This window comes from Oceanispirochaeta crateris, assembly GCF_008329965.1.
In the GTDB taxonomy this organism is placed as follows: domain Bacteria; phylum Spirochaetota; class Spirochaetia; order DSM-2461; family DSM-2461; genus Oceanispirochaeta; species Oceanispirochaeta crateris.
The window spans coordinates 2,400,586-2,417,925 of sequence record NZ_CP036150.1; the positions used below are offsets into that span (position 1 = coordinate 2,400,586).

The 17,340-nt window shown below is 47.2% G+C and carries 16 protein-coding genes; 2 read left to right on the top strand and 14 right to left on the bottom strand.

What is annotated here, in order from left to right; translation table 11 throughout:
- Positions 1-79 precede the first annotated feature (79 nt).
- Positions 80-1,654 (top strand): glycoside hydrolase family 3 protein, encoded by a 1,575-nt coding sequence (locus EXM22_RS10890; protein ID WP_149486546.1) that lies wholly within the window; start codon positions 80-82, stop codon positions 1,652-1,654.
- Positions 1,655-1,667: 13 nt separating this feature from the next.
- Here the strand turns inward: EXM22_RS10890 and EXM22_RS10895 are convergent, their stop codons facing one another.
- Positions 1,668-2,084, bottom strand: coding sequence for a hypothetical protein (locus EXM22_RS10895; RefSeq protein WP_149486547.1), 417 nt, complete (start codon positions 2,082-2,084; stop codon positions 1,668-1,670).
- A 196-nt stretch (positions 2,085-2,280) separates the two neighbouring features.
- Here EXM22_RS10895 and EXM22_RS10900 point away from each other — a divergent pair, with 196 nt between their 5' ends.
- Positions 2,281-3,147, top strand: coding sequence for a CvfB family protein (locus EXM22_RS10900; protein WP_168203462.1), 867 nt, complete (start codon positions 2,281-2,283; stop codon positions 3,145-3,147).
- 40 nt (positions 3,148-3,187) lie between these two features.
- Here EXM22_RS10900 and EXM22_RS10905 read toward each other — a convergent pair whose 3' ends face one another.
- The 13 genes from EXM22_RS10905 to EXM22_RS10960 form a co-directional block, all read right to left on the bottom strand.
- On the bottom strand, positions 3,188-5,065 hold the full coding sequence (locus tag EXM22_RS10905) for an AMP-dependent synthetase/ligase (RefSeq protein ID WP_149486549.1): 1,878 nt from the start codon (positions 5,063-5,065) through the stop codon (positions 3,188-3,190).
- Positions 5,066-5,180: 115 nt separating this feature from the next.
- On the bottom strand, positions 5,181-6,128 hold the full coding sequence (locus EXM22_RS10910) for an LEA/WHy family protein (protein WP_168203463.1): 948 nt from the start codon (positions 6,126-6,128) through the stop codon (positions 5,181-5,183).
- Between the two features lie 40 nt (positions 6,129-6,168).
- Complete coding sequence (locus EXM22_RS10915; protein WP_149486551.1) at positions 6,169-7,338, bottom strand: iron-containing alcohol dehydrogenase; 1,170 nt, start codon at positions 7,336-7,338, stop codon at positions 6,169-6,171.
- A gap of 145 nt (positions 7,339-7,483) precedes the next feature.
- Positions 7,484-8,869 (bottom strand): NAD(P)(+) transhydrogenase (Re/Si-specific) subunit beta, encoded by a 1,386-nt coding sequence (locus tag EXM22_RS10920; protein WP_149486552.1) that lies wholly within the window; start codon positions 8,867-8,869, stop codon positions 7,484-7,486.
- On the bottom strand, positions 8,866-9,156 hold the full coding sequence (locus EXM22_RS10925) for an NAD(P) transhydrogenase subunit alpha part 2 (protein WP_149486553.1): 291 nt from the start codon (positions 9,154-9,156) through the stop codon (positions 8,866-8,868). Before EXM22_RS10925 ends, EXM22_RS10920 begins: the two co-directional genes overlap by 4 nt.
- A 1-nt stretch (position 9,157) precedes the next feature.
- The gene (locus tag EXM22_RS10930) at positions 9,158-10,291 is read right to left on the bottom strand and encodes an NAD(P) transhydrogenase subunit alpha (protein ID WP_149486554.1); all 1,134 of its coding nucleotides are present in this window, start codon (positions 10,289-10,291) and stop codon (positions 9,158-9,160) included.
- A 65-nt stretch (positions 10,292-10,356) separates the two neighbouring features.
- The gene (locus tag EXM22_RS18230) at positions 10,357-10,521 is read right to left on the bottom strand and encodes a hypothetical protein (RefSeq protein WP_168203464.1); all 165 of its coding nucleotides are present in this window, start codon (positions 10,519-10,521) and stop codon (positions 10,357-10,359) included.
- A 75-nt stretch (positions 10,522-10,596) separates the two neighbouring features.
- Positions 10,597-10,899, bottom strand: coding sequence for a hypothetical protein (locus EXM22_RS10935; RefSeq protein ID WP_149486555.1), 303 nt, complete (start codon positions 10,897-10,899; stop codon positions 10,597-10,599).
- Between the two features lie 41 nt (positions 10,900-10,940).
- Positions 10,941-11,507, bottom strand: coding sequence for a carboxymuconolactone decarboxylase family protein (locus EXM22_RS10940; RefSeq protein WP_149486556.1), 567 nt, complete (start codon positions 11,505-11,507; stop codon positions 10,941-10,943).
- A gap of 149 nt (positions 11,508-11,656) precedes the next feature.
- The gene (locus EXM22_RS10945) at positions 11,657-11,953 is read right to left on the bottom strand and encodes a PG0541 family transporter-associated protein (RefSeq protein ID WP_149486557.1); all 297 of its coding nucleotides are present in this window, start codon (positions 11,951-11,953) and stop codon (positions 11,657-11,659) included.
- Positions 11,950-15,021: an efflux RND transporter permease subunit gene (locus EXM22_RS10950; protein ID WP_149486558.1), complete on the bottom strand. Its 3,072-nt coding sequence runs from the start codon at positions 15,019-15,021 to the stop codon at positions 11,950-11,952. Before EXM22_RS10950 ends, EXM22_RS10945 begins: the two co-directional genes overlap by 4 nt.
- Positions 15,022-15,033: 12 nt before the next feature.
- Complete coding sequence (locus tag EXM22_RS10955; protein WP_149486559.1) at positions 15,034-15,999, bottom strand: efflux RND transporter periplasmic adaptor subunit; 966 nt, start codon at positions 15,997-15,999, stop codon at positions 15,034-15,036.
- On the bottom strand, positions 15,999-17,303 hold the full coding sequence (locus tag EXM22_RS10960) for a TolC family protein (RefSeq protein ID WP_168203465.1): 1,305 nt from the start codon (positions 17,301-17,303) through the stop codon (positions 15,999-16,001). Before EXM22_RS10960 ends, EXM22_RS10955 begins: the two co-directional genes overlap by 1 nt.
- Positions 17,304-17,340 lie beyond the last annotated feature (37 nt).

Sequence of the window (17,340 nt, forward strand, 5' to 3'; positions counted from 1 at the left end):
AGGGTATTTTAAGGGTGAATAAGGATTTTTATGGACAATTGTAACGAAAGATATTAAAAAGGAGCCTGAGGACTACACTATGAACAGGGACCTTTTGAAGAAAGCCGGTAAGATGTTTGTCGCCGGATTTGACGGAATGACGGCTGGAGAGCATACAAAATTCTGCAGCAAAGAGCTTTGCATAGGCAACTGGATTCTCTTTATCAGGAACGTGGATTCCCCCCGGCAGCTGAAGGAACTTAATAGCGAACTATCAAGTCTGACTCTCGAAAATAACGGTCTGGCCCCCTTTATCACCATCGATCAGGAAGGGGGTATTGTCAGCAGACTCCATGGAGAAATGAACCTCTATCCTGGTGCCATGGCCTGTTCCGCCGCCGGAAAAGGTCATACTGCAAGAACAGCCCGCATCATGGCCGGACATCTAAAGAAGATGGGATTCAATATGAATCTGGCTCCCGTGGCAGACATCAACTGCAATCCCCGAAACCCCATTGTAGGACCGCGAAGTTTTGGGGAAACTCCAGAAATTGTGAGTGAGCAAATCCTGGAGTTTTGTGAAGCCACACTGACCGAGGGGATCATCCCGGTGGTCAAGCATTTCCCCGGCCATGGTGATACCGAAGTCGATTCCCACCTGGCTCTTCCTTCCCTGCCCTTCAGCCGTAAAGAACTGGAGCAGCGGGAAATGGTCCCTTTTATCAGGGCCATAGAGGAAGACGTTCCGGCTATCATGGTGGCTCATATGCTCATTCCATCCCTGGATGATTCGGGCCTTCCCTCCTCTCTTTCTAAGAAAATCATACAACAGCTGCTCAGAGAATCTCTGGGATTCAAGGGGCTGGTCCTGACTGACTGCCTGGAAATGCAGGGAGTTCAGGCCAGTTTAAAAACAGAAGAAGCCGTTAAAAAAGCCGTCACAGCAGGTGCGGATCTTCTGTTTATTTCCCACAGAGCAGAGGAGCAGGAAAAGGGTGTCAAAGTTCTATATGACGAGATGATTTCAGGGCGGATACCGGAGTCCCGGATAGATGAATCGATTCGGAGGATGGAACTGTACCAAAAAAAATACTGTGGACCAACGAAAACACCGGCAACACGGACCTCCGCTTGGTCGGGAGAAGACATCCGTGCCCTGAGGGAGACAAGCAGAAAAAGTCTGACCGTCCTCAAGAGTGGAGGTTCTTTCAAACAATCGTTTTTAAAGGACAACCCGCGGTTTCTGATCCTTCATTTGAGAAGACCGGAACAATTTATTGGTGAAAACACAGTATCCGGCGGTGATCCGGTGGCCATCCTGGAAAAAGCCTACCCAAAGGCCTGCTACCTCAAAATAAAACCTGAAGAGTTGGAAGAGGGAATGGCCCCTCCTCGAGTAAAAACAGAAGAATGGGACAGAATACTCCTTGTCTGCTCCGACCTCTTCAGACAGCCCCGGGCTCTGAAATTTGCACAGAGTCTTCTACACACCACTACGCCCTGCATGGTAGCTGTCATGAGGACTCCCTATGAAGCGGGAGCTTTCTCCCGGGCTGACACATTGGTTCTGTGCTACGAAGATACAGTAGCAGCTTATACGAGCCTGAGCGAATACCTCCAGGATGATTTCGAGGCCAGTGGTATCTGTCCTGTAACAATCCCCGGCTTGGAATAATATTGCCTCACCATCATGAGCCGATGAAACGGCTGTAATGTTCGACAGCCTCTGTCGCTGTCATCTCCGGTTGGGCGGATTTCATATAATGCCAGTGTTCCGAGATAGACAGATAGAGTTCAAGCTTAGTTTTATCACCGAATTTCTTTTGGTACCCGGGCTGCTCAGCGATACGGCTGATAGGCTGCCAGACCTCCATGAACCAGGATTCTACAGCATCCAGCCAGGGGATATCCGCACTGGCCTCTTTACACAGCAGATAGCGGTGAACTTCAATATGATTCAACAGCGACTGCCGTTCATGAACCTTCAGGGTTTTTAAATCAAACCAGTTTTTTTCCAGAAGGATCTGCTCAATAGGATTTTGCTCATTATTCATACCCCGATTATGCAACAATACAGGAAGGATATCCAGAACATATTGATCCATTTTTATCTCTAATATCCGACAAAATAAGAAAGATTGAGCCATGATTTCTCCGGAACTCTTTTTTCCAAAATTGAAGAAATCCTGGCAGAAAAGACAGAATAAGGACGGATATCTCAAAAAAATCAGGAGACTGATCAGAATATGCCTTGCTGGCTTCCTATACAGGAGTCTCCACCGGGCGTATACTGACATTTATATGAACAACGAAAAGCGACCCGTACAGACCGGGACATACCACACACTCACCCTGGGCGGGACCAGGGGAAGATTTAAAATATTGAAACTGGGGGAAGAAGAGATTCAGATCCCAGCCTATGAAGTCCCAGAATCCTGCCATCCGGGGGAGACATTGAAGGCCTTTGTCTATCTGGATGGTAAACAGGGGCTTAAGGCTACCACCGTTAGATCAAAGGCTCAGGTAGGAGATTTTGCCGCACTCACCGTCAAATCAGTGACAGATTTCGGCATATTCCTGGACTGGGGTATAAAAAAAGATCTCTTTGTTCCCAAGGCATTCCTCAGGAAGGATCTTGAAGAGGGAGAAACAGCTTTGGTCTGCCTTATTCCTGACTTTGACAAGGTGGGTGTAGTCGGCAGTTGCCAGATAGATGAATTCCTTGAAGACAACACAGGCGAATTAAAAGAGAACCAGAAGGTAGAACTGATGGTTTTTGGAGTTTCCGATTTGGGATACAGGGTCATCGTTGACAAGCGGTACAGAGGATTACTCTATAGAAATGAGGTCTATGAAATTCTCAAGATTGGGGACAGACGCGATGGATTTATCAAAAAAGTCAGAGAGGACGGTCTCATCGATGCCTCCCTCCAGCCTCTTGGATTCAAGCACGCCTCCAAAGATGCTGAAGCTGTCATCATGGGGACTCTGGAAAGTCGGGGAGGGTTTCTCCCTCTTCATGACAAAAGCAGCCCCGATGAAATACGAGAAACACTGCAGATGAGTAAAAAGATATTCAAAAAAACCATTGGGGTCCTCTACAAGGAAAAGAAGATTCATATTGAAGAAGAGGGCATAAGAATCACCTCGGCATCTCCCGATGCATAAGTCATAAAAAAAGAGGCTGCCCTGGCAGCCTCTTTTAATTTTAGAAGAGACCTTGAATCTCTTTTTTATAGATCTCCGCGATGGCATGTCGCTTTAAATCCTGCTTACCAGACAATTCCAGCCCCACTTCAAATGATTTTCTGAGGACAGCAAACTTATAAATTCGTTCAAAACTCTTATACCCATTCTTACTGCTGATGAGATTGTTGATTTCACCAGTGAGGAGCTCCAGTATGGAGTGGACATCCCTCAGATGGATTCTATTTTCATAGGCCAGATTATTTTCTTTGGCATACCCTTCCAACGCATCAAAATCCGGAACAATCAGGGCTGCCAGATATTTCTGGTCCTGACCAACGATCACGGCCTGCTCAATATAGGGGGATTCAGCCAGCTTTTGCTCCATGGGTACGGGCTCAATATTCTCTCCGCCCAATAGGACAATGGTATCCTTTTCCCGTCCGATGATCCTCAATTCCTGATGAACGGTCATAATCCCCAGGTCGCCCGAGTTCAACCAGCCCTCTTTATCGAGAATGCCCGCTGTTGCCTCTTCTTTCTTGTAATACCCTTTCATGACCTGAGGCCCTTTGAGATGGACCACACCCTTTTCTCCCGCTGCGGCCAGCTCACCTTTTTCATTAAGGATCTTGATTTCAGTCCCGGGCCAGGCGGGTCCAACCACACTCATAACAGGATGATTCTGGGGGCTGAAGGCGACAACCGGAGCCGTCTCGGTCAGGCCATACCCTTCCAGGAGCTGGATGCCGATAGCCTTGAAAAACTGGTAGATCCGGGGGGGAAGAGCTCCTCCACCGGAGATACCGGCCTTAAATCCAGTACCGACCTTGGCCTGAACCTTGCTGAAAACCAGTTTGTTCCCAAGAAGGCGAAGGGGCAGTAAAAGAAGCCAGGGAATGGGATATAAAATGAAATACGGGAGGGTAAATACTTTTTTAAAATCGGCCACTCGTCCTGTGAGCCGGTTTTGCATCCCCTGATGTAGGATGGCGATGCTGAGAAAAAAACGGTACAAACCCCAGGAGACGGGCCCCTTGGCCTTAATGTTCCTTGAAACCCCGGACTCAATGGCAGACCAGATCCTCGGAACAGAAGCCATCCATTGAGGATTGAGCTTTTGAAGATCCATCAGCATGACCTTGCCGATTGGCTTAGAGTAGGCAATGGTTGTAGCGGCTCCGATGGCAATATACTGAATAACCCGTTCAAAGGAGTGCCACACAGGGAGAACGCTCAACCAGATATCTCCGACTTCAATATTGGCTACATTTTTAATGTTTAAGACCTGATGCAAAAAATTATCATGGGTCAGCATGACCCCTTTGGGTTCTCCTGTCGTTCCAGAGGTAAAGATCAAGGTGCAAAGGTCCTCACCCCTGCCCTGGGCAATTTTCTCAGCCAGGAATTCCGGCGAGGACTTTTCTTTTCCTTCTGCAAGGAGTTCTTCATAGCTGTATACTTCCCAGGGTGTTTCCACAAGGGTCTCAGGGGCATCGATAAGAATAACCTTCTTCAACTCGGGAAGCTCTTCCTTGAGGGAGAGTATTTTTTCCAGTTGCTTATCATTTTCCAAAACCGTGATGGCACAACCGGAAAACCCCAGAATATAGGCCATTTCGGGTGCCATGGTGTCACATCCCCGGGGAACATCTGCTCCTCCAAGGGAAACAATAGCCAGATCCAGAATTAACCACTCACTGCGATTGTCACTGATGAATCCTACATGATCGCCCTTTTGCAGTCCCAGTTTGTCCAGGCTCCATGCCATGGCCGCGACCCTTTGATAGACCTCTTTGTATGTAACTGGTGTAAACTGATGTTTTTCATTGCGGCTGTACTGACAGAGGATTTCTGGATATTTTTCCGCCTGTTCCTGAAATAAGGATGGTATAGTCATTTTCAACTCCTGCTGATTGATGAAATAGAGTGATCAATCTTTATTTTGACATTATACTATATCTGTCAAAATAAAGAAAGAAATCTTTTTCTCCTTGCAGAGGGAGTCCATATTATCAGCGGGAATAGGCTCCAAAGAGATTCAGAAGATTGTCGGCAATGGTTTCTTCGATTTTTTCGGAACTGTGCTGGCCTTCTGTTGTGCTGGACGGCTTGGTCAGCCCGATTTCTCCAGAGAGGTTCATGGGCAAGGTGGCTTCTTTCAACAATTCCAGTGAAGATCCTAGGAGGATGTCTCCCTGATAGTCATAAAAAAGAGCGTCCTCTCCCGACAGGAGATCTCTCACTGTCCGGCCCATGGATAGAAATTCCAATCGGATCTGAAACCCCATATCCGTCCATTCATCGGAAGCAAAAGCAAGGGTCTCAGGAATTTTCAATTCCGCCCACTTTTGTTTATTGATGTTCAGGGTTCCTTCAAAATCGTTCAAATAGAGTTCAAATGAATTGGGATTCTGAGCCTTCAGCAGGATGATAATATCCGCCCCAAGGAGGCCCAAGGAGCTGACATAGAGGCTTTCAAACTCAAAGCGGGGAATGCGGACAAGAGGGAACTGCCCCTGGTGGGACAATTCCAGCCTCTGCTTTCCCAAAACGGGGAGCATAAAACTCAGGCCTGTCACAATTTGATAATCCGCATCACGGGAGTCCGCAAGAGAGCTGACCGTCTGATACAGATTCTGATAGTTCATTGTGATGGGAATGACCACGGTGGAGGTGCCCCCGGCAGCCACAGTTATTTCATCATCCTGATCCCCTTTGATGAAAGACACTTCATCCAGGAGTAAATCATAGTCCAGCCCTGCCAGCTGAATCCCGACAGGATTGGGATTGCTTACGAGGAGTTCCATTTCAAGTGTGATATCAAAATAGCTCAGCTCAGAAATAGAGACGTCGATTATGGAGACTTCGGGCTCCTGAATGATCTCTTTTATGCTGACGCAGGAAGAGGACAGCAGTGCAACAAGTCCGATTACAGAAATTTTCCTTAAAAAGGGAACCATGAATAAAAACTCCTCAACAGTATGATGGCTAGGATTATACCTAGAGAGCCATTTCCAGAATAGCCTGTACATCTTTTTTATATAATTTTACAAACTGCCCTTGTGGTTTCTCTGTTTCTCCGGCGCATTTACCGGCCATTTCCTCCAGCCTGTCCCCGGGGATTCCCAGCTCTGACAGAGTTGTGGGCAGTCCCAAAGACCGCCAGAACTGTTCCAACGCCTCGATTCCGGCATACGCCGTCTCTTCATCAGATTTGAAATTCTGGTCCACATTCCAGACCCGCACGGCAATCTGAACGAAACGCTTGAGGTCCTGATTGATCACATAACGCATCCAATGGGGGAATAATGCAGACAGTCCTGCCCCATGAGCCACGTCATAAATACCGCTAAGCTCATGTTCGATCTGATGTGTGGCCCAGTCTCCCAGACGTCCCGTATTCAGGCTGCCGTTGTGAGCAATGGCTCCGGACCACATGATCTCGGCCCAGGCATCGTATGTATCTCCGTCCATCATAACAGAAGGCCCGTTATGGATGACCGTTTTCAAGACGGCTTCGATCATCCTGTCTGTCAGCTCCACAGGGGAGGAGTTAGTAAAGTATCGTTCCAGGAGATGGGCCATCATATCCGCAATTCCGCAGGCTCTCTGATAGGGAGGAAGGGTCATAGCCAGTTCCGGATTTAAAATTGAAAAATCAGGATACAGCAGATCTGATCCAAAAGCCCTTTTCAACTGCCCCTCTTCCTTCGTTATAACGGCTCTATTGCTTGATTCGCTGCCGGCTGCGGGGATAGTCAATACCGCACCCAATCCGATAGCCTCTTCCGGTACGGCTTTGTTTTCGCAAAAATCCCACACATCACCCTCATAGGGAACACCAGCGGCGATTGCCTTGGCAGAGTCGATAACAGACCCGCCTCCCACGGCCAGGATAAAGTCGATGTTTTTTTCCCGGCAGATCCTGATTCCTTCCTGTACCAGAGATAGACGCGGATTCGGCATGACCCCCGGAAGCTCCGTCCAAGTCACCCCTGCCGATTTCAATGAGGCAGTGATCCGCTCATACAGACCGGTTTTCTTGATTGAACCGCCGCCATAATGGAGGAGGATATTGTGGCTGAATTCACCGACCGCTTCGCCGGTGCTGTTTTCCATTCCCTTACCGAAATAGATTTTAGTTGGATTTCTGAAAATAAAATTGTCCATAGATTCTCCGACTCTTTTGGAACTCTGCACAAGTTCCTATGATTTTTTGCACGTTTTTTGCAGGCCCTATTCTACCATATTGAAAAGGAAATCCACCAGAGGTGGATTTCCTGAGAGTTGGGCTGTCTCTTGTTTTTTTTTAAGATTACGACTCTTTAAACTGAGCCACCACGGCCTGAATAGAAGCCTTGGCATCTCCAAAGAGCATGCGTGTATTTTCCTTGAAAAAGAGAGGGTTCCCGATTCCGGCGAATCCGGTTCTCATGGATCGTTTCAAGACGAAGACCGTCCTGGCCTTATCGGCACTGATGATGGGCATTCCATAAATAGGACTGTTTTCCACTTCCCTGGCGGCTGGATTCACCACGTCATTGGCCCCGATCACAATGGCCACATCCACCGTTTCCATCATGGGATTGATATCATCCATCTCTCTCATTTTATCATAGGAGACATTGGCTTCTGCCAGGAGAACATTCATATGCCCGGGCATCCTACCGGCTACGGGATGTATGGCAAAATTAACTTCGGCACCGTTTTGTTCCAGAAGATCTGCTAATTCCCGCACCACATGCTGTGCCTGGGCAACAGCCATACCATATCCTGGAATAATGACCACCGATGAAGCTGCTTCGAGAATAAGATAGGCATCCTCAGAATTGATGGGCCTGATCTCTCCTTCATCCCCTTCCTCTGCAACAACACTGCCTCCGGCAGAACCAAAACCACTGAAAAGGACATTGGTTAAAGACCGGTTCATGGCCTTGCACATGATGTTTGTCAGAATAATACCACTGGCACCCACCAGAGCACCAGAAACGATTAAAAGGTTATTCCTGATGGCAAACCCGGCAGCACAGGCAGCCAGTCCCGAATAGGAGTTCAGCAGGGAGATCACCACAGGCATATCCGCTCCACCGATGGGAATGACAACCATAACACCTAAGATACCTGATAAGATCACAGCATACAGAATCAGAGAAGACCGGGAGATCCCTGCCAGATCAGGAAACAGGAAGAGGACTCCAAAACAGAGTAAGGCAAGGAGGATCAGAGAATTCACAAATTGCTGTCCCCGGAAAAGGACCGGTTTAGTTGTTATTTTCCCATCCAATTTACCAAAGGCAACCATGCTTCCTGTAAAGGTGATCCCTCCGATAAACACAGAAAGATAAAGCGTCGTGAGGGTAAAAGATTCTGTGTTGGGACTCTTAAAAAACAGAACCCAGGCTACCAGAAGACTGGCAATTCCTCCAAAACCATTGAAGGCGGCCACCATCTGGGGCATATCGGTCATCGCCACCAGACGGGCAGCCAGAACACCTATAAGAGCCCCAAGAACGATCCCGATGAGTATCCATTGATAAGATAGAATGTTGCGGTCCAGTAGGGTAATAATGACAGCCAGAAACATGCCCACCGCAGATAGGAGATTCCCCCGTCGGGCCGTTGCAGGAGAACTCATGAGTTTGAGACCCATTATAAAAAGAACGGAACAGACAATATATACGCTATTGATGAGGAATATCATGAATCTGACTCCTTCTTCTTTTTGAACATGCCCAGCATCCTGTCAGTGACCAAATAGCCTCCCACGACATTAATGGTCGCAAAGGCGACAGCTAGTGTCCCCAGAACAATGGTCACCCTGGAATCGGCGCTCCCGGCGGATGTCAGGGCACCGACCAGAGTGATTCCCGAAATGGCATTACTCCCTGACATCAAAGGCGTATGCAAGGTTGAGGGAACCTTACGGATCAACTCCAACCCCAAAAAAATTGATAGTATCAATACGAAGAAAAGATAAACTGCATCCATATCAGGATTCCTCCTTGAAGCGTTCGTGTACGATGGCGCCTCCCCGCGTGATGACGCATCCCGTGAGGATTTCGTTCTCCCCTTCCAGAACAGGCCCCTTGGCCTCTGGACTCCAGAAGGTCTCAAGAAAGGCTGTAACATTTCCGGAATACATTTGACTGGCGTGAAAGGGAACCGCCATTTCCCCTTTTCCATACCCAAGAATATGAACCCCGTCCACGGTAACCAGCTGGTCCGGCAGAGCTCCCTCTACATTCCCTCCACTATCTACAGCCATGTCTACCAGAAGGCTCCCTGGAGACATTTTCTGAATCATTTCTTTATTAATAATAACTGGAGCCTTCCTTCCAAAAAGCTTGGCTGTGGTGATGACCACATCGGACTGGCTGCAAACTTTTGTCATGAGTTCCCGCTGTTTCTGAAGCTGCTCCTCAGTCAGCTCTCGGGCATAACCATCCTTGGTCTGTCCTGTATCTCCCAAGTCTATTTTGATAAAACGGGCTCCCAGGGAGTGGACCTGTTCTTCCACCACGGGCCTGGTGTCAAAGGCGGATACACTGGCTCCCAGTCTCTTGGCTGTAGCAATGGCCTGAAGTCCTGCAACACCGGCTCCAATGACAAAAACCTTAGAAGGTGAGACAGTCCCTGCGGGTGTCATCATCATGGGAAAAACTTTCTTCTGGATTTCGGCGGCTTTAATTACGGCCATATACCCCGCCAAGGAAGCCTGGGAACTCAGGACATCCATCTTTTGGGCGATGGTACTCCGGGGAATCATTTCCAGACTCACAGCAGTCATTCCCGCAGAAGAGAGAGAACTGATCAGTTTCTTTTCATTAAAAGGATCCAGCTGGCAGATCAGGGCTGCCCCCGAAGACAACCGGGTGATATCCGAGGCTTCCGGTTTGCCGACCATAACCAGGATGTCCGCCTTTTTAAGGAGATCCTCCCGGGAATCCAGGATTTCACAACCTGCTTCCCGGTACATGTCATCAGAATAACCGGATTTTAAGCCGGCTCCCGACTGCAAAGCGACAGAAGCCCCCTCCCATTTCAGAATTTTACGAATCGAATCAGGGACCAAAGCCACTCTGGTTTCACCCACTGCCGATTCAACAGGCACAGCAATCAACATAGTTTATTCTCCTGTTATTTGTAGATTATCCCCCTCTAGGGAGGACAGACACCACGAAACGGATTCTATTCCAGCTTTTTGGGACTGCAAAGCAAATCCTTATTGGTAGAGACTCTTAGGCATTTTTTACAGATGTATTTAGGATGAAGGACTTCTGCAATGATGGCCTCTTCCTTCTTTTTCAGGCCATCCCCGGCCAATTTACACATTTTCTTTTTTAACTGAGCCATAAAACCCATCCTCCAGTTAGTCATGTCTAATATTTTAATTATAATATAGAGAGACGGGGTTTTGCATACTTTTTCTTACTTTCGGCTCCACAGGGCAAACAATTCGGGGCTCATTCCTGTGTATTTCTCAAAATGAGGCTTGAGCAGGTCTTCTCCGCTTAACCCCAATTTGATGAGCACATCTTCCCAGGAGAATCCTCGGGATAAATAACGGCAGGCCATATTGCAATAAACACGAATGTTCAGGTCTTCAGGCTGAACAGGACAAACTGAAAAATACACACCTCCCTCTGAGGCATGGTCAGAAACAATGGGAGAAGTGATGTCCGGGATAAAATAAAGGGGCCTCATATCGGCTGTATCGAACAGTCCCGGCATAAAGTCCAACGAAAAAATGGGTTTGGAGAAAAGAGCTGTCCCTAGCTGGAACGGATGATGAGATTCTTTAGAAATGCTGCGGGTAAAATAACGAGGATTCCCAGAAAAACAACAAGTTCTGTCCCAAGAGAACTATCCTTATTTCTTTTTCCATGGAGACGATCGATGAAGAGGGACATGGCTCCCCCATTGGCATTGCCCATCATGATCATTTTTATAGAGGCAAGAATTCCTGCTGCCTGATCTTTGCCATATGACTCAACCAGCCTTTCGTAGGCTTGTGCATCATAAGAACCGGAAGTATCGGCATAGTGCTGGGCAAACAAAAGAGCCATCCTCTGACTGCTGTCTGCTGCGGCCAAATCGCCTTCCATAAGCTGTGCTAAATCCTCCTCGGAGGAACCCGACTTCAAAGCCTGTTTTGTGTGAACATAGGAGCAGTACTGACAGCCATTCACCTGAGTCACAGCCAGCATGATAAGACTTCTAAAGTTCTTATCCACCAATTTGATTTCTTTGCCATAGGACATCATCCCAGCTACCGCCTTGTCTACGATACGGACAAACTCACGAATACCAAAGATTTTCCCTGTATATACATCCTGCATTGTACTGACACTCCATCTCTATATCCAACATTAGATTCTTTATATATATTCAATATACTAAAAAGCGGTATAAAAAGGAACAGCCTCATATAACATATGAGGCTGTTCCAAATTGTATAAATCAAATAGAAATGAAATTAATTGAGAAATCAGATCTCTATGGGATTCGCAAAAGGAATAGCAAAAACTTTGATTCCCTCATTGGTAAAACGTTCTTTAATCTTTTTGAGGGCAGCCACAAAACGCAAAGCCATATCGTCCTCTGTATAAATAAGATAAATAAAGTTCTCTTCGGGCCAGACAGCATTTCCCGCCTTGGGTTCCGAGTGTCCCCGTCCATGAACGGCATTCAGACGGGTGTAGGAAAAGTCTATTTCGACACTCTTCAGAGCATCCTGAATATCATCTTCTACTGTATTATTGGCAATGATTTCCAATCGGGTCATGCGTATTTTCTCCTATTCAAGCCTGCAAACAGCAGGGGGGTTACAAACAGAGTCATCAGGGTACTCACAAAGAGGCCGCCGATAATTGTTTGAGCAATGGGCTGAACCTGCTCCGTACCGGCACCACCGAAGAAAGCCAGGGGAAACATCCCCAGAATGGTTGTGGCCGTTGACATAAGTATGGGTCTGAGCCTGTTCCCTGCGGCATTCACACAGGCATCTCTCAGATTATGGCCCCGCTTCAGAAGCATGTTGGTATAATCCACTAAAACGATTCCGCTGTTGACAACCAGTCCGACCAGAACGACCAGACCGACTCCACTCATCATACTGAAGGTATTTCCCGAAAGGGTATAAAACCAGACTACCCCGATCATCATCAAAGGGATGGTAAAGAAGATGATAAAGGGATCTTTCAATGACTCAAATTGAGCGGCCATGATACCGAATACCAGCAGGATTGCGATAATGGCGATGATAAGCATCTCATGTCCCATGGAGCTTATATCCTCAAAGTCTCCTCCCAGACTGTAGGAAACATCGTCTGGAACAACAATCTGTGTATCGATAAGATTCTGAATATCCTTTTGAGCTTCCGTTGAGGCATACCCAGTCATGAGGCCGCCAGTGACATGCACAACGGTGGTTTCATTATCCCTGTTGATCGAAACGGGACCGGAAGACTTGATAAAATGAGCCACATTGGAGACCGCGATCCTGGTCCCGGAACTGTTAACCACAAAGATTTTACTCAAGTCGGGCACAGAACTCCTGTCTGTCTCTCTGAGGATCAGCTCAACATCCAGTTCTTCCCCTCCAACCCGATAGGTGGTGGCTGTCTTACCATTGATTCCCGCACCAATTTCACTGGCAACGGTGTACATATCCAGTCCCAGATCATAGGCCCGGTCCCTGTCAATCACGACTTCCAGCTGGGGCAGCCCCTCTTCCATATCGGTCGTGGGTTCTGTCACACCGGGTAAATTATCCGCCAGCATCTCTTTTAACTCATCCGCAAAGGCAATGGCCGCATCCAGGTCATCCGACTGAACCAGAATATCCACCGGATTATCATTCCCCATTCCAGGCCCCCGGGAGGTAAATTCAAGAACAGCCCCGGGAAAGTCATTGAAATGCTGCCGCAGGATGGTTTTCATCTCGGCAACCGTAACGGTCTGATCCACAGCATCGGGCAGGTTCACTTCCACTGAGGACTTATTTGTGTAGGTACTTCCACCAAAACGTCCGGACTCACCCACGGAGACAATCATATTTTCATAGCCCCCGATCTCCTCAAAAAGGGCTACCAGCTGGAGGGTATCATGCTCGGTCTCAGCCAGAGGAGTTCCCATGGGTAACTCTAATGAAATGGTCAGAGAATCTTCACTCATAGGAGGGGCCAGGCTCACACCCAGTTGAGAGAACTGCATCATTGAGAAAACAAAGATCAGAACAACCAGAGTAAGAACTTTCCCCTTATGATCCAACAGGCGGGAAAGGAATTTTTTGTAGTTATTATCCAAATTCACAAAGCCCTGTTCAAAAAAACTATCGATCCGGCTCAGACTCTTAAACCGGAGGGGTTTTTGCTTTCTCGTATACACCTTGAGATAGTTCGCCGACATGGCGGGAACAAAGGTCAGAGCCACAATCAGGGAGACAGTCAAGGCGATGACGATAGTATAGGCAAGGGATTGAAGCATCTGTCCAAACATATCCAGATTATCTGCAAAGAGAATAATGGGAATGAAGACGCAGATCGTTGTGAGAGTGGATGCAGAGATAGACATCATCATCTCCCGGCTTCCCAGGATAGCGGAGGCTTTCAGCTTGGTCCCCCTCTCACGGAATCGGAAAATATTTTCCTGAACAACGATGGAGCAGTCCACAACCATCCCCAGTCCCAGGATGAGGCCAGTCAGGGTCATGAGGTTCATGGAAAGGCCCATAAAATACATAAAAAGGACCGTAATAAAAATGGAAATGGGAATAGACAGGGCAATGATGATGGTACTGGACCAGGTCCTCAGAAAAAAGAAGAGAACCACCATCGCCAGGAGTATTCCCTCAAAGAGGGAGAGATAAGTCTGAGACATAATGGATGAAATCTGGTCGGAATCATCCGAGAGGATCACAAGGTTCACACCATCTGGCAATTCATCATTTATAGATTTCAGCTGTGCCCGTATCGCATCTGAAACAGCAATACTGTTGGCATCTGATTCCTTCTGAACCGAGAGGGTCACCCCAAACTGTCCATTCACATAGACCCGTTCCTCCTCGTCTTCATACCCCAGACTGACATCTGCCAGATCTTTTAAGAGGATGTCCCCTGAGATAACAACATTGGCAATCTCATCCAGACTGGTGAACTCCGCATCTGTTCGAATCAGGTAATTGGTCTGCCCATCCTGAATGCTCCCTGAGCCGAGCTGATAGTTTTGCTTGTCTAATGCGCTGGCGACCTGAGTGAGAGTCAGATTATACGCTTCCAGACGGTTCTGGGAGAGTTCTACATGAACAATCTTGTCCTGTCCGCCGTAAATACTCGTGGATGCCACCCCTCCCAGACGTTCAAGAAGAGACTGAACCGTATTATCCGCAATGGCACGGAGTTCATTCTGAGACAGATTTCCTTCAAGCCCTAGACTCATGATGGGCTTATCATCAGTACTCATCTTATACATCACGGGAGTATTCGCATCATCGGGAAGAAAATCAGTCACCATATCCAGCTTGTCCCGGATATCATTGGAGGCATCATCCAGATCTTTTGAATAATCGAACTCCAGATTGATCAGACTGGATCCTTCGGAGGAAGTGGAGGTGATAGACTCCAGGTCACTCACATTGGAAAGTGCCTTTTCAAGGGTCTCTGTGACATTCTGCTCCACATCTTCAGGACCGGCACCGGAATAGCTTGTACTGACCATGATGACTGGCCGTTCCATATCCGGAAAGAGTTCCACCGGAATAGAGGGGACCAGAAAGGCCGCCAAACCTATAAATAGTGCAAATATAATGACAACCGTAACGGGACGGTGTACAACAGTTTCTGTTAAATTCATGAATATGCTCCCTTACTCTGTAACTCTGACAGAGGAACCGTCTTGAAGCATGGTTTGTCCTCTGACAATCACCCGGTCACCAGCAGAAAGTCCGCTAAGAACCTCGACCCTGCCGTCCAGAACCAATCCTGTTTCCACAAATGTCTGGAGAGCCGTGTTATCCGGTGAAACAATATAAACAAAACGAGAGTCATCACCTTCAATCAAACTCTCCGAAGGAATGGTAAGAACATCTTCTTTCTTCTCTGTGATCAATTTGATGGATCCGAACATCCCCGATTTAACCCGACCGTCTTCGTTCTCCAGTGAAATCTTAATTTCCATGGTCCGGGAGCTTTTATTCAAAACAGGACTGATTTCAGAAACAAAGCCTGAAAAGACTTCACCAGGGAAAGGGGCAAACCCGATTTCGGCTCGTTGCCTTAGTTTAATTGACGCCATATCTTTTTCAGAAATGAAGCTATCCAACTGCATATTTGTTAGATCTCCCACAGTAGCCAGGGGAACTTGAGTGGTTGAGATGGTAGCCCCCACATTATAGGGAAGATCTGTGACAATACCGCTTATGGTAGACTTTACAGGACTGGCGACATAGATCTGTCCTGGTAAGGAGGGGTCCACTTCTGCAATAATCTGCCCTTTACGGACATAATCCCCCAGAGACACTGAAAGCTTTGTCAGTTTTCCTGCTGCATCTGGATAAATATCCACACTGGTTTCGGCAATCACATCCCCGTTGAACTTCAGGTAGTTTTCCATGATTCCCGGTTCCATTGTTTCAACCAGGACCGAATAGGTCACAGATTCTTCTGAACCACTATCCCCTCCTGGACGTCCTCCTGGACCTCCAGGAGCGCCGCTAATGGGAGCATCTTTGCCAAAGACAGAGAAGGCCATCGCCCCCAAAACAACGACAATCAATACAATCAGGGCAATACCCATCATCCGGGCCTGTTTCTTATTCTTTATGTCTTCCATTATGATTCTCCTTGTATCTCATCTAAAGTGCTATTGAGGGCATATTCCAAATCAATCAACCCGGATAAATAGCTGTAACGGCTTTGAAGAAGGTCTTCATTTGCCGACAGAAGCTTGTTTTGTGCATCTTCCAGATCCAAAAGCTCCTTAGTTCCAAACTCATAAGCCGATTCTGTCATCTCATAGGTTTTCTGTGCCAGTTCCACGCTGAAGGCAGTTATTTCAATATTCTCTAAATATCCTTCAAGCTGCATTACGAGGGTATGGATATCCTGCTCTGCGGAATCCATGATTTCCTGAAGCTGCAAACGGGCTTGCTCTACCTCACGGACCGTATCTTTGATCTCCAGCGTATCCTCGGAACCAGGGATAAAACCATTCAGAGGCAACGAAAGGGAGAGTGTAAGCGAAACAGCATCATTCCAATCCAGATCTGATGCATCATAGGCATAATTGCTCCAATCTCCGCTCAGACTTATAGAGGGGGAACGCTTACTAAAATTGGTAGCCTCCTTGAGATTTTCCTGAATATCCAGATTCTTAACAGCACTCTGAACATCCAATCTTTTGGCCATAAACTTATTAATCAAAGACGAGGCATCCAGATCTAAAACCGGAGTATCCAGAGATCCAGTGACATCAATCTCTTGATTAAGATCCAATCCTAAAAGATTTTTAAAAGACATCAGCTGTGTCTCATAGGATGTTTTGGTATTGGTATAGGACGGCCGGATGCTCTCATAAGAGTTCCTAGATTCCAGGACCGAAAGCTCAGAAGCCAGACCGTTTTCAAAATTTGTTTTAGTCTGGATATAGCGCTTCTCGGCCAGATCTAGGTTCTTTTTCACCAGTTCCAGATTTTCCTTATTCGCCAGCAGGTAGTAAAACTGCTTTCTTACGCTACTAATCAGCTGATTCTTGGCAGTTTCATAGGAAAGAGACTGTGAATCATAACTAAGCTGATCCGCATCCATAGCCTGAATGGCCGCATAGTTTAGAGTCAAAGAAGCATCAACTGATCCCCAGACTGTCCAACTATCACCATCCTTGGAGGAATCCACCGTAAACAACTCTTCAGAACGGGTCGTCCCACCTGAGACACTGAAATCCGGTAGGAACACATTCCAGCTATTTTCATTGGATTCTTGGCTGCTTTCCAAATCCAGCAGATTGGATTTAAGACTGAGGTTTTGCCCCAGGGCCAAGCTGACAGCCAGATCCTCTGTTAAGATTAAGGGCTCTTGGGCTGACAGGGACATTGTCACTCCTGCCAATATTAGAAATAAACAGTAGACTTTTCTCATAAACTTATCCTTTTCATTTTTGCTGTCACCCTGCATA

Excerpts from the sequence above, each read along its gene's own strand:
- EXM22_RS10890 (WP_149486546.1), top strand. The coding sequence starts at position 80 with ATGAACAGGGACCTTTTGAAGAAAGCCGGTAAGATGTTTGTCGCCGGA.
- EXM22_RS10895 (WP_149486547.1), bottom strand. The coding sequence starts at position 2,084 with ATGGATCAATATGTTCTGGATATCCTTCCTGTATTGTTGCATAATCGG.
- EXM22_RS10900 (WP_168203462.1), top strand. The coding sequence starts at position 2,281 with ATGAACAACGAAAAGCGACCCGTACAGACCGGGACATACCACACACTC.
- EXM22_RS10905 (WP_149486549.1), bottom strand. The coding sequence starts at position 5,065 with ATGACTATACCATCCTTATTTCAGGAACAGGCGGAAAAATATCCAGAA.
- EXM22_RS10910 (WP_168203463.1), bottom strand. The coding sequence starts at position 6,128 with ATGGTTCCCTTTTTAAGGAAAATTTCTGTAATCGGACTTGTTGCACTG.
- EXM22_RS10915 (WP_149486551.1), bottom strand. The coding sequence starts at position 7,338 with ATGGACAATTTTATTTTCAGAAATCCAACTAAAATCTATTTCGGTAAG.
- EXM22_RS10920 (WP_149486552.1), bottom strand. The coding sequence starts at position 8,869 with ATGATATTCCTCATCAATAGCGTATATATTGTCTGTTCCGTTCTTTTT.
- EXM22_RS10925 (WP_149486553.1), bottom strand. The coding sequence starts at position 9,156 with ATGGATGCAGTTTATCTTTTCTTCGTATTGATACTATCAATTTTTTTG.
- EXM22_RS10930 (WP_149486554.1), bottom strand. The coding sequence starts at position 10,291 with ATGTTGATTGCTGTGCCTGTTGAATCGGCAGTGGGTGAAACCAGAGTG.
- EXM22_RS18230 (WP_168203464.1), bottom strand. The coding sequence starts at position 10,521 with ATGGCTCAGTTAAAAAAGAAAATGTGTAAATTGGCCGGGGATGGCCTG.
- EXM22_RS10935 (WP_149486555.1), bottom strand. The coding sequence starts at position 10,899 with ATGCCGGGACTGTTCGATACAGCCGATATGAGGCCCCTTTATTTTATC.
- EXM22_RS10940 (WP_149486556.1), bottom strand. The coding sequence starts at position 11,507 with ATGCAGGATGTATATACAGGGAAAATCTTTGGTATTCGTGAGTTTGTC.
- EXM22_RS10945 (WP_149486557.1), bottom strand. The coding sequence starts at position 11,953 with ATGACCCGATTGGAAATCATTGCCAATAATACAGTAGAAGATGATATT.
- EXM22_RS10950 (WP_149486558.1), bottom strand. The coding sequence starts at position 15,021 with ATGAATTTAACAGAAACTGTTGTACACCGTCCCGTTACGGTTGTCATT.
- EXM22_RS10955 (WP_149486559.1), bottom strand. The coding sequence starts at position 15,999 with ATGGAAGACATAAAGAATAAGAAACAGGCCCGGATGATGGGTATTGCC.
- EXM22_RS10960 (WP_168203465.1), bottom strand. The coding sequence starts at position 17,303 with ATGAGAAAAGTCTACTGTTTATTTCTAATATTGGCAGGAGTGACAATG.